Annotated in this window: 19 protein-coding genes and 1 riboswitch; of the genes, 12 read left to right on the forward strand and 7 right to left on the reverse strand. The window is 66.4% G+C overall.

The features are described from left to right. The first annotated feature begins 79 nt into the window (after positions 1-79). Entirely contained in the window at positions 80-541 is a 462-nt protein-coding gene (locus tag QRM96_RS13140) for a Fur family transcriptional regulator (protein ID WP_018760151.1), read from the forward strand. On the opposite strand, the gene QRM96_RS13145 is transcribed toward QRM96_RS13140, so the two are convergent. The 5 genes from QRM96_RS13145 to QRM96_RS13165 form a co-directional block, all read right to left on the reverse strand. Further along, on the reverse strand, positions 519-1,403 hold the full coding sequence (locus tag QRM96_RS13145) for a metal ABC transporter permease (protein WP_285319936.1): 885 nt from the start codon (positions 1,401-1,403) through the stop codon (positions 519-521). The two genes, QRM96_RS13140 and QRM96_RS13145, sit on opposite strands and share 23 nt — an antisense overlap. Then, complete coding sequence (locus QRM96_RS13150; protein ID WP_285319937.1) at positions 1,403-2,221, reverse strand: metal ABC transporter ATP-binding protein; 819 nt, start codon at positions 2,219-2,221, stop codon at positions 1,403-1,405. The genes QRM96_RS13145 and QRM96_RS13150 overlap by 1 nt, the downstream gene beginning before the upstream one ends. Beyond that, positions 2,218-3,195 (reverse strand): metal ABC transporter solute-binding protein, Zn/Mn family, encoded by a 978-nt coding sequence (locus tag QRM96_RS13155; protein WP_285319938.1) that lies wholly within the window; start codon positions 3,193-3,195, stop codon positions 2,218-2,220. Before QRM96_RS13155 ends, QRM96_RS13150 begins: the two co-directional genes overlap by 4 nt. A 67-nt stretch (positions 3,196-3,262) precedes the next feature. Next, complete coding sequence (locus QRM96_RS13160; protein ID WP_285319939.1) at positions 3,263-4,345, reverse strand: hemolysin family protein; 1,083 nt, start codon at positions 4,343-4,345, stop codon at positions 3,263-3,265. Continuing rightward, positions 4,342-5,676, reverse strand: a complete 1,335-nt coding sequence (locus tag QRM96_RS13165) for a hemolysin family protein (protein WP_109045081.1) — start codon at positions 5,674-5,676, stop codon at positions 4,342-4,344. Before QRM96_RS13165 ends, QRM96_RS13160 begins: the two co-directional genes overlap by 4 nt. 550 nt (positions 5,677-6,226) lie before the next feature. Here QRM96_RS13165 and QRM96_RS13170 point away from each other — a divergent pair. From QRM96_RS13170 to QRM96_RS21060, 5 genes are all read left to right on the forward strand, one after another. Further along, positions 6,227-10,039: a multifunctional oxoglutarate decarboxylase/oxoglutarate dehydrogenase thiamine pyrophosphate-binding subunit/dihydrolipoyllysine-residue succinyltransferase subunit gene (locus QRM96_RS13170; protein WP_285319940.1), complete on the forward strand. Its 3,813-nt coding sequence runs from the start codon at positions 6,227-6,229 to the stop codon at positions 10,037-10,039. A 142-nt stretch (positions 10,040-10,181) separates the two neighbouring features. Beyond that, positions 10,182-10,781, forward strand: coding sequence for a GDSL-type esterase/lipase family protein (locus QRM96_RS13175; protein ID WP_026264245.1), 600 nt, complete (start codon positions 10,182-10,184; stop codon positions 10,779-10,781). A gap of 82 nt (positions 10,782-10,863) precedes the next feature. Then, complete coding sequence (locus QRM96_RS13180) at positions 10,864-11,691, forward strand: DUF4097 family beta strand repeat-containing protein (RefSeq protein ID WP_018760159.1); 828 nt, start codon at positions 10,864-10,866, stop codon at positions 11,689-11,691. Continuing rightward, positions 11,691-12,152 carry a PadR family transcriptional regulator gene (locus QRM96_RS13185; protein ID WP_285319941.1) on the forward strand — a complete coding sequence of 154 codons (462 nt, stop codon included), beginning with the start codon at positions 11,691-11,693 and terminating at the stop codon, positions 12,150-12,152. The genes QRM96_RS13180 and QRM96_RS13185 overlap by 1 nt, the downstream gene beginning before the upstream one ends. A 118-nt stretch (positions 12,153-12,270) precedes the next feature. Next, positions 12,271-12,345 (forward strand): 50S ribosomal protein bL37, encoded by a 75-nt coding sequence (locus QRM96_RS21060; RefSeq protein ID WP_369299106.1) that lies wholly within the window; start codon positions 12,271-12,273, stop codon positions 12,343-12,345. Between the two features lie 101 nt (positions 12,346-12,446). On the opposite strand, the gene rsrA is transcribed toward QRM96_RS21060, so the two are convergent. Beyond that, entirely contained in the window at positions 12,447-12,707 is a 261-nt protein-coding gene (rsrA, locus tag QRM96_RS13190; RefSeq protein WP_018760161.1) for a mycothiol system anti-sigma-R factor, read from the reverse strand. Beyond that, positions 12,704-13,477, reverse strand: coding sequence for a sigma-70 family RNA polymerase sigma factor (locus QRM96_RS13195; RefSeq protein ID WP_231369809.1), 774 nt, complete (start codon positions 13,475-13,477; stop codon positions 12,704-12,706). The genes rsrA and QRM96_RS13195 overlap by 4 nt, the downstream gene beginning before the upstream one ends. 276 nt (positions 13,478-13,753) lie before the next feature. Here QRM96_RS13195 and QRM96_RS13200 point away from each other — a divergent pair, with 276 nt between their 5' ends. The 6 genes from QRM96_RS13200 (at position 13,754) to QRM96_RS13225 (ending at position 20,227) form a co-directional block, all read left to right on the forward strand. Then, complete coding sequence (locus QRM96_RS13200) at positions 13,754-14,302, forward strand: DoxX family protein (protein WP_018760163.1); 549 nt, start codon at positions 13,754-13,756, stop codon at positions 14,300-14,302. A gap of 6 nt (positions 14,303-14,308) precedes the next feature. Continuing rightward, entirely contained in the window at positions 14,309-15,697 is a 1,389-nt protein-coding gene (gene aroA / locus QRM96_RS13205) for a 3-phosphoshikimate 1-carboxyvinyltransferase (protein WP_018760164.1), read from the forward strand. Then, on the forward strand, positions 15,681-16,796 hold the full coding sequence (gene rsgA / locus QRM96_RS13210) for a ribosome small subunit-dependent GTPase A (RefSeq protein ID WP_109045086.1): 1,116 nt from the start codon (positions 15,681-15,683) through the stop codon (positions 16,794-16,796). The genes aroA and rsgA overlap by 17 nt, the downstream gene beginning before the upstream one ends. A 44-nt stretch (positions 16,797-16,840) precedes the next feature. Continuing rightward, positions 16,841-17,665, forward strand: coding sequence for a histidinol-phosphatase (gene hisN / locus QRM96_RS13215; protein ID WP_018760166.1), 825 nt, complete (start codon positions 16,841-16,843; stop codon positions 17,663-17,665). 141 nt (positions 17,666-17,806) lie between these two features. Then, positions 17,807-17,920: riboswitch (SAM riboswitch) on the forward strand. Between the two features lie 37 nt (positions 17,921-17,957). After that, the gene (locus QRM96_RS13220) at positions 17,958-19,376 is read left to right on the forward strand and encodes an aminotransferase class V-fold PLP-dependent enzyme (RefSeq protein ID WP_109045087.1); all 1,419 of its coding nucleotides are present in this window, start codon (positions 17,958-17,960) and stop codon (positions 19,374-19,376) included. 92 nt (positions 19,377-19,468) lie between these two features. After that, the gene (locus tag QRM96_RS13225) at positions 19,469-20,227 is read left to right on the forward strand and encodes a class I SAM-dependent methyltransferase (protein WP_285319942.1); all 759 of its coding nucleotides are present in this window, start codon (positions 19,469-19,471) and stop codon (positions 20,225-20,227) included. Positions 20,228-20,237: the final 10 nt, after the last annotated feature.

Here is a 20,237-nt window from a genome sequence, read left to right on the forward strand (position 1 = left end):
AGGGCGCGTCCCGGAACCGTGTCCACGAGGCGCCGGCTGGTAATCTTGGTGTTTGCCCCCCACGGAAGCGAGTTTGTCCATGCCGATCGGCGTCAAGGCTGATTCAGCCGCCCCATCCCCGGCAGGAGGCGGCAAGGAGCAGCGCGTCACCAAGCAGCGCAAGGCCGTCAGCGCAGCCCTGGACGACCTTGATGACTTCGTCAGTACGCAGGAGCTCTACCGGATCCTGCACAACCAGGGCGTGTCCGTATCCCTCGCCACGGCCTACCGGATCCTCCAGTCCCTCGCGGATGAGGGCTTGGTGGATGTACTGCGCAATGGCGACGGCGAGGCCGTGTACCGGCGCTGCAACGTGACCGTGCACCACCACCACCTGCTGTGCAGGAACTGCGGCAAGGCCGTGGAGGTGGAGGCACCCGCCGTCGAAACCTGGGCAGCGCGGACAGCGGCCGAACATGGTTTCACCGAGGTGGACCACACGGTGGAGATCTTCGGGCTGTGCCCGGACTGCACTGCCCTTAAGGCTGCCGGGCAGCTGTGAGGAGCCTGCCGTTGATTCCGCGGGCCGCCCGCACGGAACCGATGACGCGGCACACAACGTAGATCAGGAATGACAACGTGGTGACGTAAGGGCTGATCGGGATCCGGCCACCCAAGGCCAGCAGGATTCCGCCCACGGTCGCCGTAACGGCGAAAAGGACACTCAGGATAACCACCCATACCGGCGATGAGGTGACCCGCAGGGCAGCAGCGGCAGGTGTGATCAGCAGTGCGAGCACCAGGAGGGCCCCCACCACCTGGATGGACAGTGCCACGCTGACGCCCAGCAGGATCATGAACACGATGGCCAGGCTGCGCACGGGAACTCCCCGCGCCTCCGCAAGTTCCGGGTCGATGCTGGCAAAGTTCAGCGGCCGCCAGATGGCCACCAGTGCGAGCATCACTACGAGGGCCGCCCCGGCCAGTGCCTGGAGCTGGACGGTGTCCACCGAGACGATTTGCCCGGTGAGCAGCCCGAACTTGTTCGCTGCGCGGCCTTGGTAGAGGGACAGGAACAGGATTCCCAGGCCCAGCCCGAACGGCATGATCACGCCGATGATCGAGTTCTTGTCCCTGGCCCGGACGCCCATCAGGCCCAGCAACAGTGCTGCCGCCACGGATCCGATCAGCGAGCCGAAGACCACGTCGGCGCCGATGAGCAGGGCAAAGGCCGCACCTGCGAAGGAGAGCTCGGAAATGCCGTGGACCGCGAAGGCAAGGTCGCGCTTCATGACGAACGTCCCCACCAGCCCGCCGAGGAGTCCGAGGACGGCGCCGGCCCAGATCGAATTCTGGACCAGGACGAGGAGCTCGCCGTAGTTGTCGAAGTTGAAGATGGCCCCCAGGATGCTGTTGGCGTCCATCACGCCACCTCCCCGGCCAGTGCGTCCGCCCCGGCATGATGATGGTGCGTGGTGGCATCCGGCAGGCCGACGACGACGATCCTGCCGTTGGCGTGGATCACCTCCACATGGCTGCCGTACAGGTCCGAGAGCACTTCCGTGGTCATGACCTCTTCCGGCGTTCCCACCCGGAAACGACCGCCGGCCAGGTACAGCACCCGGTCCACGTAATCGATGATCGGGTTGATCTCATGGGTGACGAAGACGACCGCGCTGTTCTTCTCATGGCTTTGCTTGTTGATCAGCGCACTGACCGCCTGCTGGTGGTGCAGGTCCAGGGACAGCAGCGGCTCGTCGCAGAGCAATACCTGGGGATCGGTGGCCAGCGCCTGGGCCACCCGGAGCCGCTGCTGCTCGCCGCCGGAGAGCTGGCCCACCGGCACCTTGGCGTAGTCGGTGGCCCCTACCAGTTCCAGGAGTTGATCCACGCGCCGGTTTGTTTTCGCCGCGGACAGCCGGACGCCCCAGCGGTGGCCGTCCACCCCCAGGCCCACCAGGTCGCGGGCGCGCATGGGCGTGTCCACCGGGAACGATTTTTGCTGCGGGATGTAGCCGATCAGGCTGCTGCCGCGTTCCACGGGACGGCCACCCAGCGTGGCTTGTCCCGCGTGCAGCTTTTGCAGGCCCAGGAGGACTTTCAGGAAGCTGGTCTTGCCGCTGCCGTTCGGGCCCAGCACGGCGAAGAACTCGCCCGGCCGGATGTCCAGGTCAAGGCCGGACCAAAGCGTCCGCTGGCCGAACGCAAGCCCGGCACCCTTGAGGCTGACAACGGAATTCACCGGTTGGCCTCCACGACATTGCTGATGTTGTTCACGTTGTCCGTCATCCACTGCAGGTAGGTCTTGCCTTCGGGCAGGGTTTCGTTGAAATCCACCACCGGAACGCCGGCAGCCTCCGCCGCCCTCTTCAGCGCCTCGGTCTGCGGCCCTTCGGTCTGGGCGTTGTAAGCCAGCAGCCGCACGCTCTTGGACGCCACCAGGTCAGTGGCTTCCTTCAGGACGGCAGGCGGAACATCACTTCCCTCTTCAATCGCAGCAGTGTATTGCTCCGGCGTGGCGTTCTCCAAGCCCGCGTCCTCCAGCAGGTACAGCGGAACGGGCTCCGTGACGGCCACTTTGCCTCCTGCCGCGGAGGCCTTCACAGCGTCCAGCCGGCTGTGCAGGGCCGACAACCCGGATTTGAACGAGGCTGCGTTGGCCGTGAACGTGGCGGCGGAGGCCGGGTCCAGCGTGCCGAGCTTGCCGGCGATGCTGTCGGCCATCCGCTCCATGGCCGCCAGGCTGTACCAGACGTGTTCGTTGAAATCGCCGTGGTCATGCGTGTCGGCGGCGGCAGTTGCGGACGCCGTGGCATGGGCCGTGGCGTCCTCCGGGTGGGCCAGGCCCGAGACCTCGACGGCGGTGAGGACGGCCGCGCCGTCCAGCTTGCTCCCCTCCACCAGGGTGTGGAGGAAATCGTCATAGCCGCCGCCGTTTTCGATGACCAGCTGCGCCTTTGAAACCGCGAGCCGGTCCTGCGCGGTTGCCTCATAGGAATGCGGATCCTGGGCCGTGTTGTTGATGATGGCGGTGACCTTCACCTTGTCCCCACCGATCGCCCTGGCGATGTCCCCGTAGACGTTCGTCGACGCTACGACATTGACGCCCGCCCCGGTGTCGGGCGTCGATGCGGACTGCGTGCTGCATGCACTCAGCAGGAGGCCAAGCCCTGCGAGGGCGGCAACGAAGGAGCGGGCAGCGGCATTACGGCGCACGGGGGATACCTCAGTTCACAGGAGGGGACGTCAACAGTGCCAGCCTATACCTAAATGCGAATGATTCCTATTTAGCCTTCTGGTTTCCGTTGGGCTGGCCCAGCCGGCGGATCCCGGTTGCCTGCGTGGCGTCCCTGATTTCACCAACAAGCTGTTCGATCACGTCTTCGAGGAACAACACCCCGCGCGTCCTGCCATCCGGGCCGATCACCCGGGCAAGGTGGGAGCCCGTGCGCTGCATGACGGACATGGCCTTTTCAATCTCGTCATCCAAGGCAAGGTTGGCCAGCGACCGGACACGGCCCTCGGCGATCGGCAACTCATAGCCGGACTCCGGGATGGACAACACATCCTTGACGTGGAGGTAGCCGTACAGCATGTCCTCGTCATCCAGCATGGGGAACCGGGAGAACCCCGTCCTGCTGACCGCCTTCTCGAACTCCACGGGGGTGGTGGCCGCACCAAGCATGACCAGGTTCTCCAGCGGCACCATGATGTCCTCGGCGGTGTGCTCGGAAAACTCAAGGGCGCCGTTGATCAGCCCGGCGTCGTCGTCCACCAGGCCGTGACGGGTGGACTCCTGGACGATCGACTGGACTTCCTCAAGCGTGAACGAGGAAGTTACCTCGTCCTTGGGCTCGATCCTCAGGAGTTTGAGGATGTGGTTGGCCGACCAGTTGAGGACCGAAATCACCGGGTGGACCAGCCGGGCTACGAAGAGCAGCGGCGGCGCCAGCAGCAGCGCGGCTTTGTCCGCCACGGAGACGGAAATGTTCTTCGGCACCATCTCGCCGAAGGTGACATGGAGGAACGTCACCAGCAGCAGGGCCACCGCGAAGGCAGCCACGCCCGCAGCCTCGGCCGGCAGGCCAACCGTCTCGATGGGAACAGCCAGCAGGTGGTGGATGGCGGGTTCGGCCACCAGCAGGATCAGCAGGGAGCAGACAGTGATGCCCAACTGCGCGCACGCGAGCATCAACGAGACGTTCTCCATGGCCCGCAGGGTGGTCTGGGCCCGCTTGGACCCGGCGTCGGCCAATGGTTCGATCTGGCTGCGGCGCGCCGACATGATGGCGAACTCCGCCGCCACGAAGAAGGCATTGCCAAGCAGGAGTACGCCCAGCCACATTATTCCGGCCCAGTCGCTCATGGGTTGCTCCCGTCACTGGCGTCCGGCATGCCGGTTTCCTTGTCGGGCCGGAAGCAGATGCGGTCGATCCTGCGGCCGTCCATCCTGGTCACGCTGAGTGTTCCGCCGCCTACAGGAACGGCGTCCCCCACGGCAGCGATCCTGCCCAGCTTGCTCATCACGTATCCCCCCACGGTCTCGTACGCAGCCTCATCGGGCACACTGAGACCGGGAATCTGTTCGGACAACTCGTCCGGACGCAGGAGGCCCGGGAAGTACCAGTCGCCGGAGGCGCTTTGCAGCAGCCCGGGGCGGACCTTGTCATGCTCGTCCGCCACTTCGCCAACGATCTCCTCTACGAGGTCCTCCAGCGTGGCGATGCCTGCGGTCCCGCCGTACTCGTCCAGCACCACTGCCAGCTGGAGGTTGCCCTCCCGCAGCTCGGCCAGCAGGGCATCGAGGTGGATGGTCTCGGGCACGCGCAGGACCTCGGTCATGATGGCGCCCGCCTCAAGGTTCCGCCGGCGTTCCCACGGGACGGCGACGGCCTTCTTGACGTGGACCAGCCCGCGGATGTCATCGGCCGAATCACCGATCACGGGGAACCGGGAGTACCCGGTCCGGCGCGCGGCATCCACGACGTCGGACACCGGCTGGTCGGCGTCGATCGTCTCCACCCGGATGCGTGGCGTCATCACATCCGCCGCCGTCCGGGTGGAAAAGTCCAGGGTGCGCGCAATGAAGTTGGCGGTTCCGGCGTCGAGCGTTCCCATCGCGGCGGAACGGCGGACCAGCGAGGCCAGCTCGGCCGGCGTGCGGGCACCGGAAATTTCCTCTTTGGCTTCCAGTCCGAACACGTTCAGGACCCGGTTGGAGAATCCGTTGAGGACCAGGATGGCAGGCTTGAAGATGGTGGTGAAGACCAGCTGCGGGCCGGCCAGGGCACGGCCCACAGGGAATGCCAGGGCGATCGCCATGTTCTTGGGCACCAGCTCCCCCAGGAGCATGGAGAGCAGGGTGGCCACCACCATGGCCAGGACCAGCGAGGCCGATTCGACCACCACGGGGGGCAGTCCGACGGCGGCCAGCGGGCCTTTGAGGATATGTCCCACGGAGGGTTCCATGACGTAACCGGTCAGGAGGGTGGTCAGGGTAATGCCCAGCTGGCAGCTCGAGAGCTGGGTGGACAGCGACTTCAGGCAGGTGAGCAGCGGTACCGCGCCGGCATCGCCGTCGTCAATGGCGCGTTGGACCGTAGGCTGGTCCAACGCGATGAGGGAAAACTCGACGGCCACGAAAAAGCCCGTGCCGGCGATCAGCAGCAAACCTGCTGCGAGGAGGAGCCATTCCATTCAGCACCCCGCCCGGTGCGCGGGATGGGCAGTCAAACCTGGAACGGGGAGGATGTGTCGTCCCGGCGGAGGATGATCGGCCGAAACCGACGCCTGATCCGTGCGGGTTGCGGCAAGCTGGGCCGTCTTCTGGTGATGGGCGCGTTGTCGGGGTTTGCCGGCTCTGGGGGCGGACTGCGCGGCGCTTCTCTTCGGGCTCCGCTGACAGCGCCCAGGCCGGCACCTAGATTTACTGTCCATAAGAATTTCAGTCTACAGGAGCGGCCCCGCGCAACGACGCGGCACCAGTCCGTCGCCGGCCCCTGAAACACGGTCACAGGCATGCCTCTCCCGGTGATCCGGCAGGCCTTGCTGTGCCTCCCGGAATGCCCTCGATAGGGCCGGCGATCGTCACTTCATGATTTGGGTCACCCTTATTGGCAGTTAACACACGATGCTCACTAGACTTGCAAAGGTCTGGGTTCAGAGGACGCAGAGACTGGTTCGATCGCAGTGCTGAAGCACCGGGGGGCCGGAGAGAAATCAAACTCATGGAAGAGGCGTATTTCAAGTGCCAGAGCAGCCAAGCCACCGTCTACCAGAGGAATTTGGCGGAAACGAGTGGCTCGTTGACGAACTGTACGAGCAGTACCAACAGGACAAGAACGCTGTGGATGCCAAGTGGTGGCCGCTGTTTGAATCCTTCGACTCGGGCAACGGTTCTTCTTCCAATGGAAATTCCGCACACGCAGCCCACCCCGCCACCCGGGAACTCCCCGTCGTGAAGGCAGCTCCCGCCGCGCCGGCACCGTCGCCGGCAGCAGCCCCCGCCGCTCCCCCGGCAGCACCCGCTGCTGCCGCACCCGCCGCCCCGGCCCCTGCGCCGGTCAAAAAGGCTCCTGCAACCGAGGCCCGCGACGGCGGCACGAAGACCGGTGCAGGCACCGGCGCCCAGCCCATCCCGGCCCAGCTGCCCAAGAACGTCAAGGCCCCCACGGCTCCCGAAGAGGACGTCGTCTCGATCCTGCGCGGCCCTGCCAAGGCCATCGCCACCAACATGGTGACCAGCCTCGAGGTGCCCACCGCAACCAGCGTCCGCGCCATCCCCGCCAAGCTGCTGATCGACAACCGCGTGGTCATCAACTCCAACCTTGCCCGCGCCCGTGGCGGCAAGGTTTCCTTCACGCACCTGATCGGCTACGCCGTCATCCGCGCGCTCTCCCAGTTCCCGTCCATGAACGTGTACTACGACGAAGTGGACGGCAAGCCCGTCGCCGTCCAGCCAGCTCACGTCAACTTCGGCATCGCCATCGACATGCCCAAGCCGGACGGCACCCGCCTGCTGATGGTCCCGAACATCAAGAAAGCCGAAACCCTCAACTTTGCCGAGTTCTGGCACACCTACGAGGACCTCATCAAGCGCGCCCGCAACGGCAAGCTGACCGCTGAGGACCACCAGGGCACCACGGTATCCCTGACCAACCCGGGCGGCATCGGCACCGTCCACTCGGTACCCCGCCTCTCCAAGGGCCAGGCCGCCATCATCGGCGTCGGCGCCCTCGACTACCCCGCCGAGTTCCAGGGCGCCAGCGAAAAGATCATTGCGCAGAACGCCATCAGCAAGGTCCTCACCCTGACCTCCACCTACGATCACCGCGTGATCCAGGGCGCAGGCAGCGGCGAGTTCCTCAAGCTGGTCCACCAGCTCCTGCTCGGGGCCCAGAACTTCTACGACGAGATCTTCGAAGCACTGCGCATCCCGTACGAGCCCGTCCGCTGGAGCCCCGACCTCCAGGTGGATCCCGCCGACGAGATCAACAAGGTGGCCCGGATCCAGCAGCTGATCCACTCATACCGCGTCCGCGGCCACCTCATGGCGGACACGGACCCGCTCGAATACGTCCAGCGCAAGCACCCCGACCTCGACGTCCTCACCTATGGCCTGACCCTGTGGGACCTGGACCGCGAGTGGCCCACCGGCGGCTTCGGCGGCAAGCCGATGCTGAAGTTCCGCGACATCCTGGGCGTCCTGCGCGATGCCTACTGCCGCACCACCGGCATCGAGTACATGCACATCCAGGAGCCGGCCGAGCGCAAGTGGTTCCAGGACCAGCTGGAACACCCCTACTCCAAGCCCAGCCGCGAAGAACAGATCCGGATCGTTTCCAAGCTGAACGCCGCGGAGGCCTTCGAAACGTTCCTGCAGACCAAGTTCGTAGGCCAGAAGCGATTCTCGCTCGAGGGCGGCGAATCGCTGATCCCGCTGCTGGACGCCATCATGTCCAACGCTGCCGACGACGGCCTGGACGAAGTTGCCATCGGAATGGCCCACCGCGGCCGCCTCAACGTGCTCACGAACATCGCCGGCAAGACCTACGCCCAGGTGTTCCGCGAATTCGAAGGCACCCAGGATCCGCGTTCCGTCCAGGGCTCTGGCGACGTCAAGTACCACCTGGGCACCGAGGGTACCTTCACCTCCGACAACGGCAAGGAGACCAAGGTCTACCTCGCCGCCAACCCGTCGCACCTTGAAGCCGTCGATTCCGTCCTCGAGGGCATTGTCCGCGCCAAGCAGGACCGCCTGGACCAGGGCGAATCCTTCCCTGTGCTGCCCATCATGGTCCACGGCGACGCCGCCTTCGCAGGCCAGGGCGTCGTGGCGGAGACGCTCAACCTGTCCCAGCTGCGCGGCTACCGCACCGGTGGCACCATCCACGTGGTGGTCAACAACCAGGTGGGCTTCACCACCGCCCCGTCGTCCTCGCGTTCGTCCACGTACTCAACCGACGTCGCCAAGATGATCCAGGCGCCCGTCTTCCACGTGAACGGCGACGACCCGGAGGCAGTGGTGCGCATCGGCCAACTCGCCTACGAGTTCCGGCAGCGCTTCCACAAGGACGTCGTCATCGACATGGTGTGCTACCGCCGCCGCGGCCACAACGAGGGCGATGACCCCTCGATGACCCAGCCCCTGATGTACAACCTGATCGAAGCCAAGCGCTCCGTCCGAAAGCTGTACACCGAATCGCTGATCGGACGCGGGGACATCACCGAGGAAGAAGCCGAGCAGTTGCTCCGCGACTACCAGGAACGGCTGGAGCGGGTCTTCGCGGAGACCCACGCCGCGCAGACCTCGCCGATCCCGATCGTGACCGCCGACTCCGCCGCCGTATCCGATATCGAGCGCCCCATGGCCCAGCAGTCCGATTCCAACGTCAGTGCACCGGTCGCCACCGCCATCAGCGCCGAGACCCTGGCCCGGATCGGCAAGGCCCACGTCGAGGTTCCCGAGGGCTTCACCGTCCATGCCAAGCTCAAGCAGCTGCTGGAGAAACGCGAGCAGATGTCCCGCGAAGGCGGCATCGACTGGGGCTTCGGCGAGATCGCAGCGTTCGGCTCCCTCATCATGGAAGGCGTGCCCGTCCGCCTCGCCGGCCAGGACTCGCGCCGCGGCACGTTCGTGCAGCGCCACGCCGTCTTCCACGACCGCGCCAATGGCAAGGAATGGCTGCCCCTGGGCAACCTCTCCGATGACCAGGCCAAGCTGTGGATCTACGACTCCCTGCTGTCCGAATACGCTGCCATGGGCTTCGAGTACGGCTACTCCGTGGAGCGCCCTGACGCGCTGGTCCTTTGGGAAGCCCAGTTCGGTGACTTCGTCAACGGTGCGCAGACCATCATCGACGAATTCATCTCCTCCGCCGAGCAGAAGTGGGGCCAGCGCTCCTCGCTTGTCCTGATGCTCCCGCACGGCTACGAAGGCCAGGGCCCGGACCACTCTTCGGCACGGATTGAGCGCTTCCTGCAGCTGTGCGCCGAAGACAACATGATCGTGGCCAACCCCACCACGGCGGCCTCGCACTTCCACCTGCTGCGCCGCCAGGCGTACAGCCGCCCGCGCAAGCCGCTGATCATCTTCACGCCCAAGCAGCTGCTGCGCCTGAAGGCTGCCGCTTCGTCCGTGGAGGACTTCACCACCGGCGCCTTCCGCCCGGTCATCGGCGAGCACGAGCAGCTGCCGGCCACCGCCGTCGAACGCGTCATCCTGGTATCCGGCCGCCTGTACTACGATCTCCTGTCCACCCGCCAGAAGACCGGAGACAAGACCACCGCGATCGTGCGCGTCGAGCAGCTCTACCCGCTGCCGCACGCGGAGATCGCCGCGGAGCTTGCCAAGTACCCGAACGCCGAGGTCGTGTGGGCGCAGGACGAGCCCGCCAACCAGGGTCCGTGGCCGTTCATCGGCCTGAACCTGCCGGAGGCACTGGACCGCCGCGTCCGCCTGGTGTCCCGGCCGGCGTCCGCCTCAACGGCTGCAGGTTCCATGAAGCGGCACGCCGCTGAACAGGACCTGCTGCTGAAGCAGGCATTTGCAAAGAAGTAAACCGTAAGGCTGCCCGGCCGGACGTCGAAATACCAGACTCCGGCCGGGCAGTTCTGTTTAATGGTTGGACAGCGCCGCCCCGTACCTCCGCAGCCGCGGCGGCGACGGAGGCTGCGGCCGGTTCGGAAGTGAAGAGGAACGCGTGGAAGACAGGAAGCTGCGGATCGCAGCTGTAGGAGACGAATTGCTGGCCGGACTGGGCGATCCCCGAGCGCTGGGCTGGCTCGGCCGCGTCCTGGCCCGCACTCCCCAGGACGGCATGCTGCTCGAAAGCTATGCCCTCCCCTGTCCGCAGGAAGGTACCGAAGGGCTTGCAGCCCGGTGGCTGGACGAAGCCGGCCGGCGCTTCAGCGACCAGGCCGAGAACAGGCTGGTCATCGGCCTGTCCGGGCGCGACATCGAATTCGGCCTTTCCACCGCGCGGAGCAGGCTGAACCTTGCCAACATCCTGGACTCGGCGTCGCAGAACCGCATCGAGGTGTTCGTCGTTGGACCACCGCCCACGCTCGATCCGACCCAAAACCGGAGGCTGGATGAGCTGAACACCGCCTTCGCCGACGTCACCACCCGGCGTAAGCATCTGTACGTCGATACCTTCTCGCCCCTGCTGAACCATGAACAGTGGCGCCAGGACCTGGCTGCGAACGGGGGGACGCCGGGCCAGGCAGGCTATGGCCTCATGGCCTGGCTGGTGCTCCACCGCGGCTGGTTCCAATGGCTTGGGGTGGACGCGCCACAGTAAGCCCTGACAGGACGCCTTGACCGGCGCAAGCCGGCGCGGCTAGGTTGAAGCCCAATGCGATATATCGCCTCTGGAGGGGACCATGGCTGACGGAAACTGGACTGTGCAAGGCCCGCAAACCATTGAAATCGGGGACGCCACCGCCCTGAAGCTGGGCATGGTGCGCGGCAAGTTCACCGTGGCGGCCCATGCCGGGCCGGATGTCCGGGTTGAGATCTCGGAAGTCCACGGCGACCCCGTGGCGGTATCAGCAAGCGGCGGCAGGGTGGAGGTCCGGCATCAACTGAATGGTCCGCAGGGATGGTTCAAGAATTTGATGGAGTCCGTCAACCACACCAGCGACAACTCGGCCGTGATCAGCATTTCCGTTCCGCCCGGCGTGGAGGTGGAGGCCGGCACCGTCAGTGGCGAGGGACTGGTCTCCGGCGTCGCCGCCCACGTCCGCCTCAACACCGTGTCAGGCTCCGTCGTCGCCGACGGCACCTCCGGTGAGCTGCAGGTCAACACCGTGAGCGGCACGGCCGCCGTCAGGAACCACCGTGGCGTCCTCACGGTCAAGACCGTCTCCGGGGCAGTCACCGCGGACGGGCACTTCACCAACGTGCGCACGAACACCGTCAGCGGCCACCTCGCTTTCGAACTGCTTGGCTTTACCCATGATTTCGGCTCCAACTCCGTCTCCGGGGACCTGACCATTCAACTTCCGCACGATGTCGGCGTCGATATCGTGGCCAAGTCGGCCGGCGGGGCGGTGGTCCTTGACGGCCAGCAGTGCTTCCTGGCCAACGGAAGAGTGGAAACGATTGCCGGCCCGGATGAACAGCTCATGCTGGTCAGGACCAACTCGGTGTCCGGCCGGACGTCGATTGTCCACGCCCCGAAACCCGGCAGCGGGGAAGCGCACGGCTGATGCCTGCCGTCTTCGCACACGGTGCGTTGCGCTTGTACCTGCTTTCATTGCTCGAAGGCGGTCCCAAGCACGGGTACGAGCTCATCAAGGCGCTCAAGGACCGCTTTGGCGGCGCCTACTCCCCCAGCGCGGGAACGATCTATCCACGGCTGGGCAAGCTTCAAGCGGACGGCCTGGTGGCCACTCAGCCGTCCGGACGACGCACGACGTACCTCATCACGGCAGAAGGCCTTGCCGAGCTGAACCACCGCCAGGTGGACCTGGCAGCAGTGGAACGCGGGATCACCGCCTCCGTACAGCAGCTCGCCATAGACCGGATGCTGCAACAATTCCGCGATGGCATCCGCGCCGACCTGCAACGCCAGGGCCCGCCCGCGCCCCTCGACGCGGTGGCACTGGATCATGTCCGGCTTGTCCTGGAAGATGCCCGCGCCGCAATCGGCGCTGCGCTCCACGGGTAGGCGCAGGCAACCAGCGGCACCGCCGCAGGTCACCGGCCCGCTCCGGTTCGCGGGCCGCCACATCATGTGGGAGACTGGAGGGCAGCTCTTTTGAGTACCAACAGTAAGGAGGCCAGCTATGAGCAAGCGTGCACGCAAGCGTCGTGACCGTAAGCGTGGCGGCGCGAACCACGGGAAGCGCCCCAACACCTAGGCAAATGCCAGGGACTACGGTTCAAGCAAAGGACCCCGAAGCCATTCGGCTTTCGGGGTCCTTTGCTGTCTGCGGCCATTGTCCGCTGGCGTGGGGCGTTCCTACGCCTCCACCGGCCGGATGGCGTGGATACGGTCCAGGATGGCGTTCTTCAGGTTGTCCGGAGCGGACTCTGTGCAGGAGCGCTTGACCATGTTGCGGATCACGCACTCAAGGTCATACTGCTGCGCGCACTCGGGGCAGTCGTCAAGGTGGTTCTTGATTTCGGTAAGGTCCTCGCGGGTCAACGCCCCGTCAAGGTACTCGTAGATGCGTTGCATCCGGGTGTCGTCGCAATCGCCCAATCCCTGGCAGTCGCTCATTTCCTGTTCTCCTGTGGTTTGCTTCCTGCCGCTTCCGATGCATCTGCGGCCGTTTTGAATCCGCGCTCGGCGGCGTATTCCGCGAGCATGTCCCGCAACATTCTCCGGCCGCGGTGGAGCCGGGACATCACGGTGCCGATGGGCGTGTTCATGATGTCTGAGATTTCCTTGTAGGCGTAGCCCTCGACGTCGGCGAAGTACACTGCCAGCCGGAATTCCTCCGGAATGTCCTGGAGCGCCCGCTTGACGTCTGAATCCGGGAGGTGGTCCAACGCCTCGGCCTCGGCCGACCGAAGTCCGCTTGAAGTATGGGACTCCGCGCGGGCAAGCTGCCAATCCTCGATCGTGTCCGAATTGGACTGAAGCGGCTCGCGCTGCCTCTTGCGGTAGAGGTTGATGTAGGTGTTGGTCAGGATCCGGTACAGCCACGCTTTGAGGTTCGTGCCCGGCTTGTATTGGTGGAACGCCGAAAATGCCTTGGTGTAGGCCTCCTGGACCAGGTCCTCGGCATCTGAGGGGTTCCGTGCCATGCGCATCGCCGCCGAGTACAGCTGGTCGACGTATTGCATGGCGTCCCGCTCGAAGCGCAGGCGGCGGTCCTCAACGGTCTCCGCCGCAACGTCCAGGGCGGCGTCCTCGGTGTCCGGCCCTGCGGCCGGACCAACCTCCCCCGCCGGTGCGGCAGAAGCCGGCGGGGCCGGTGCCGAGCCGTTCGCTGCGCCAGGTGAAGCCTCATACATGGCCGCGACGGCCGGATCCAGGGTGCTCATTGCCTTCAAGTCTACTGTCAGGCGCCCTGCCCGGGGCGTGCCGTACTCCAAGGGATCGGCAGCCAGTGCTTCCACTGCCACCGGACCCGCGGGCCTCGTTCCGTCCAACACCTTCCCCAAGGGCCAACTCCGCTCTGTATCGGGTGAATGATCATCGGGCCGCATGTCGGTGACCCGTCAGCCATAACCCCTTCCCGCAGGCAAATATTCCCCAAAAGTGCAAGACTAGGACCGACTCCGCTGCGTTCCGCGGTTCGTCCATCCAGGAGGAAATCCATGTCCTTTGTCCGCACGCTCGCACGGCCCATGCTCGCCTCCAGTTTTGTCATTGCCGGACTGGATAAGCTCAAGAACTCCGACGACACTGCGCAGCAACTCTCACCCCTGCTCCGCAAGGCCGCGGCCTCGCTTCCGTTCCAGGCCAGCGAGAAGACCCTCGCGCGTGTTATCGGCGGTACCCAGGTGGGCGCCGGCGTCCTGTTCGGCCTTGGAAAGTTCTCCAGGCTCTCCGCGTCGCTGCTGACGGTGGTTTCCCTGCTCAACACGTTCGTTGAGTGGCGCAGCGCGGACATCAGCAGCAAGGAAGGGCGCGAGACCCGCCGGAACCAGCTGCTCAAGAACCTGTCCCTCAGCGGCGGTGCGCTGCTCGCCTCGGTGGACACCGCAGGAAAGCCGGGACTGGCCTGGCGCGCCGAGCACCTTGCCGCAGGTGCCCGGCGGAACGCCTCGCACCTGGCCGCCGACGCGCGCAAGACCACGAACAAGAAGCTGCACAAGGCGGACAAGGCTGTCCGCCGCGCCGTCGACCACGCCACGGGAGCCTAAGCACGAATGACCGCAGCAACTGCCGCCCGGGACGCTTCCGGAACACCTGTCCAGCACTGGGACGCCCCTTTCGCTTCCCGGCCCGTCAACGCCACCGTTACGGTGCCTGGCTCGAAGTCCCTGACCAACAGGTACCTCGTTCTGGCGGCATTGGCGGATGGGCCGTCCCGGTTGCGGGCGCCCCTGCATTCCAGGGATTCCGTGCTGATGATCGATGCGCTGCGGCAGCTTGGCGCCACGATCACGGAGGTCCCAGGCGACGGAACCTTTGGTCCCGACCTCGAAGTGGTTCCGTTGCCTGCGTCCGCGCCCGTGACGGAGGCCCGGATCGACTGCGGGCTGGCCGGTACGGTGATGCGGTTCGTTCCGCCGCTCGCTGCGCTCCGCAACGGGGTAAGCGTGTTCGACGGCGACCCGCACGCACGCAAGCGCCCCATGGGGACCATCATCGAGGCCCTCAAGGCCCTGGGTGTGGCTGTCTCAGCCGAAGACGGCAACGCCCCGTCGTCCCTCCCGTTCGCCGTGGCGGGCAAGGGCTCCGTCCGCGGCGGCCACCTGGTGATTGATGCCAGCGCTTCGTCCCAGTTTGTCTCCGCGCTCCTGCTCGTGGGGGCACGGTTCGACGACGGCCTGCATCTTGAGCACGTGGGCAAACCGGTACCAAGCTTGGACCACATCAACATGACGGTCTCGGTCCTTCGCGGCGCAGGCGTGTCCGTGGACGATTCCGTGCCCAACCACTGGGTGGTGGCGCCCGGACCGATCCGTGCCTTCGACCAGCGGATCGAACAGGACCTTTCCAACGCGGGCCCGTTCCTGGCGGCGGCCCTCGCCTCTCGGGGAACGGTCCGGATCCCCAACTGGCCGGCGGAGACCCAGCAGGTGGGCGACCTGTGGCGCAACATCCTCACCAGCATGGGTGCCACGGTCACGTTGGACAGCGGCGTCCTGACCGTCACCGGCGGTCCGGAAATCAAGGGTGGGGACTTCGCGGACACCAGCGAACTCGCCCCCACCGTCGCCGCGCTGTGCGCCTTGGCCTCGGAGCCATCCCGGCTCACCGGGATCGCGCACCTGCGAGGACACGAAACCGACAGGCTGGCTGCCCTGGTGGCAGAGATCAACCGGCTCGGCGGAGACGCCGAGGAAACTCCGGACGGACTGCTCATCCGCCCCGCCCGGCTGCACGCCGGCGTCGTGCACAGCTACGCGGACCACCGGATGGCCACGGCCGGGGCGATCCTGGGACTGGCGGTACCGGGCGTCCAGGTGGAGGATATTGCCACCACAGCCAAGACCATGCCCGACTTCCCACAGCTGTGGGCAGGCATGCTGGCCCAGGAGGGCACGTCCGCTGCCGGACCGGAAGGGCGCGGCAGTGGCGCGGAGCACTGATTCCTGGGACGAATCGGACGTCAGGATCCGCCCGAGCAAGAAAGGCTCCAGGCCACGCACCAAAGACCGCCCCAGCCACGATGACGCCGTAACCGGCCGGATCATCACGGTGGACCGTGGGCGGTACACCGCGGTGGTGGGTGAGGACTCGGACAATGAGCGGGTGGTCATCGCTGCGCGGGCCCGCGAGCTTCGCCGCAATCCCGTGGTGGCCGGCGACTTCGTCTCCCTGGTGGGGGATGTCTCCGGAGCCCCGGACACGCTGGCCCGGCTGGTGAGAATTCAGGACCGCCGCACCCTGCTTCGCCGCAGTGCCGACGATACCGACCCCGTGGAGCGCGCCGTGGTGGCCAACGCGGACCAGCTGGTCATCGTCGTGGCGGCCGCCAACCCCGAGCCCCGCACAGGCTTCATTGACCGCGCCCTGGTGGCGGCCTACGACGCCGGGATCGCGCCGATCCTGCTGGTGACCAAGGCCGACGTCAAGGATCCCGCCGAGCTCCTCTCCAATTACACGCACCTGGACTTCCCCGTCATCATCAGCAAGACCGCCGACGCACAGGCCTCCGGGATCGACGCGCGGTCCGACGACGGCCTCTCCGCCCGGCTGGACAGCGCTGCGGTGGCCGCCCTCCGCGCACACCTCGACGGCACCGTCACCGTGATGCTGGGGCATTCCGGGGTGGGCAAATCCACTATGGTGAACGCACTCACGGGCGCCGAGCGCGCCACCGGCGGCGTCAACGCCGTCACCGGGCGCGGCCGGCACACGTCGTCGTCGGCACTGGCACTTCGGCTCGCGGACGCGCCGCCCGGCAGCTGGATCATCGACACCCCGGGGATCCGGTCCTTTGGCCTGGCGCACGTGGACCCGGACAGGATCCTGCGCTCGTTCCCGGATCTCTCCCCGGGCATCGAAAACTGCGAGCGGGGCTGCAAGCACACGGCAACGGCGGTCAACTGCGGGCTGGACGAGTGGGTGGACGGCGGACACGCCGGCCCTACCGGCGCCGCCCGCCTGGCGTCCCTGCGGCGGCTGCTCGGCGCCGATCCAAGGATGGAAGCACAGGAAACGAAGGAGCTTGGCAGCGTCAACTGACGCGTTCTCCCGGCAGAAACGCCCGCAGACGGTAGTTTGGAACCATGATCCAACCCGCTTCGAGTTACAACGATGACCTGCGCCTGGCCCACGTCCTGGCCGACTCCGTGGACGACCAGACGATGAGCCGGTTCAAGGCCCTGGACCTCCACGTCGAGACCAAGCCGGACCTGACGCCGGTCACCGACGCCGACAAGGCGGCCGAGGAGGCCATCCGAGGCCAACTCTCCCGCTCCCGGCCCCGCGATGCCGTTCTGGGTGAGGAATTCGGCAGCACCGGCCACGGCTCGCGGCGCTGGATCATCGATCCCATCGACGGGACCAAGAACTTCGTCCGCGGCGTCCCGGTCTGGGCCACGCTGATCGCCCTGGTGGACGAGGGCGAGCCGGTGGTGGGCGTCGTCAGCGCTCCGGCACTGGGCAAGCGCTGGTGGGCTGCCAAAGGCATGGGCGCGTACATGGGCAGGTCCCTGGCCGCCGCCACCCGGCTTCGGGTTTCCAACGTCTCAAACCTGGCCGACGCCTCCCTCTCCTATTCCAGCCTGGGCGGCTGGAAGGAACGCGGAAACCTTGACGACTTCCTCGGCCTGACGGAAGACGTGTGGCGGACCCGGGCGTACGGAGACTTCTGGTCCTACTGCATGGTGGCGGAAGGCTCGGTGGATATCGCCTGCGAACCCGAACTGAACCTGTACGACATGGCCGCCCTGGTACCGATCGTGGTGGAGGCCGGCGGCCGCTTCACGTCCCTCGAAGGCGAGGATGGCCCGTTCGGCGGCAATGCCCTGGCCACGAACTCGATCCTGCATTCAGAGGTGCTGCACCGGCTGAACCCGGACCTCGACGACCTGCTCCAGCAGTCGCCCTAGCGGCACAATAATCGAACAATACGACGCCGGACGCCTCCTTGAGGGGGCGTCCGCGGCCGTTTCTTCGGCAGGGCGTAACAAAAGCCTTAACAATTGCCGCGGCTTTAGTCCTGCCCATTCCATGTTCTACGCTTTTATCCAGGTCACGAGTGCCAGCGCAAAACCCCGGTTTGCTGGCCGGCAACCCTCCATTCGCGGTGGGGTGCCCCGGGTGACGACCAGGCCGGTCCGGAGCGGATACGGCAAGCGCGGATTCCACTGTGCCGGAGTCCTGTATCCAAGTGAGGTCTCTGTGACAACTGCCACCGTCTCCCCCCTTTCCGCCACCGCCAACGCCGCCGCGGCGGATCCGCGACAGGCCGTCGCCGGCCGGCCCCTCGCCGCGGTCACCGGCGCCGAGATCCAGGCGCCGCTGATCTCCGGCGGCCACGTCCGCTACGCAAACCTCGACTACGGCGCCTCCGCACCGGCGCTGTCAGTGGTGTCCGCGTACCTGAACGAGATCCTCCCGTACTACGCGAGTGTCCACCGGGGCGCCGGCTACGCATCCCAGATCAGCACCTCAGTGTACGAAAACGCACGCAACATTGTCCGCGACTTCGTGGGAGGGCGCCCCGGCGATTCGGTCGTCTTCACCCGCAACACCACCGACTCCCTGAACCTGCTGGCCGGCTGCCTGCCGCTGGCGGACGGCCGCCCCGCCGGAGATGTCCTTTACCTGGACATCGAACACCACGCCAACCTCCTGCCCTGGCAGGGCGTCCCGCACCGCAGCATTGTCGCCGCGGACACCATCAGCGGCACTTTGGAGGCAGTCCGCACCGAACTTGAGCAGGGCGGGGTCAGCCTGCTGGCCGTCACCGGCGCTTCCAACGTCACCGGCGAGATCCTCCCCATCCGGGCCTTGGCCGCGCTGGCGCACCAGTACGGCGCACGGATCGTGGTGGACGCCGCCCAGCTTGCGCCGCATCGCCGGGTGGACATCAGCACGGACGACGTCGACTACCTTGCGTTCTCCGGGCACAAGCTCTACGCGCCGTTCGGCGCAGGCGTCCTGGTGGGACGTGCTGACTGGCTGGACGCCGGTGTCCCGCACCTGGCCGGGGGCGGTGCCGTCAAGGAAGCAAGGCTCGACGGCGTCAGCTGGGCCACCGGCCCGGCCCGCCATGAGGGGGGATCGCCCAACGTCCTGGGAGCCGCCACGCTGGCCCGCGCCACCCAGGTGATCGCGGAACTGGACCAGGAACGCTGGCACGCCCACGAGTCCGCCATCCGCTCCTTCCTGGTGGAGGGCCTCCAGGGCATCGACGGCGTCACCGTCCACCAGATCTTCAAGGACACCAATCCGGAAACGGACACCATCGGCGTGGTCAATTTCTCGGTTGCAGGCTACGACGCCGGGCTGGTGGCCGCCTACCTCTCGGCGGAGCACGGCGTGGGCCTGCGGGACGGACGCTTCTGCGCCCACCCGCTGCTGAAACGCCTGGGCCTGCCCAACGGATCACTCCGGGCGAGCTTCGGCGTCGGATCCCGGCTGGAGGATGCCGAACGCCTTCTTGCCGGCATCCGCGCACTGCGCAGCAACGGACTGGGCTGGGACTACGTGGTTGACGCAGGCCGTTGGGTGCCCGCCAACGACTCCCGCACCTACCCGCACTGGGCACCCAACACCCCGGGCACGGCCGGCGCGGCCCCCTGTATCGACGACTAGGGCTCCTCCCGCTCCTGCTCCCCCACCACATGTCCAAAGGGGGTGCGGTAAATTCGAGGGGCATCAACAGTCGGAATTGAAGGAGTCCACGCGTGGTTCGGGGTGGCCCCAAGCTTGATCACGGGCGCCGGCGGGAACTTGGCGGCAGTTTCCGCGACGGCGGACGGCACTACCAGCGCGTCAGGCCGGGCTACCCCGCGGAGTCAGCCCGGTGGCTGGTCCCGGCGCAGGCCCGTGACGCACTCGATGTCGGGGCCGGTACCGGGAAGTTTACGGCCCTGCTGCTGGAGCTTGGCCTGGAGGTAACCGCCATCGACCCTTCCACGGACATGCTCGCCCAACTCTCGGCACACTGCCCTGCTGCCACGGCCATGGCGGGGACCGCGGAGGCGACGGGGCTGGCCGAAGCCTCCTTCGACGTCGTCACCGTGGCGCAGGCCTGGCACTGGTGCGACGCGCTGCCTGCAAGCACCGAACTTGCCCGCGTCCTGCGCCCGCACGGAACGCTCGGACTCATCTGGAACCAACTGGATACCTCGGTGCCGTGGGTGCACAGGCTCTCCAGGATCATGCACGCCGGCGATGTGTACCGCCCGGGCCACAAGCCGGTGGTGGGGCCCGAATTCACCGGGCTCGAAGGGCATGTCACACACTGGCAGGACAAGGTGACCACCACGGACCTGATGGAACTCACCAAGTCCCGGAGCTATTACCTGCGCGCCGGCGAGTCAACCAGGGCCAAGGTCCTGGCGAACCTGGACTGGTACCTCCACGACCATCTGGCCTACCCGCCCGACCAGGAACTCGATCTTCCCTACCTCACCTTGGCGTGGCGCGCCGTGAAAGCGTAACGGGATGGGT

It is taken from the genome of Pseudarthrobacter sp. lyk4-40-TYG-27, assembly GCF_030209295.1.
Lineage (GTDB): Bacteria > Actinomycetota > Actinomycetes > Actinomycetales > Micrococcaceae > Arthrobacter.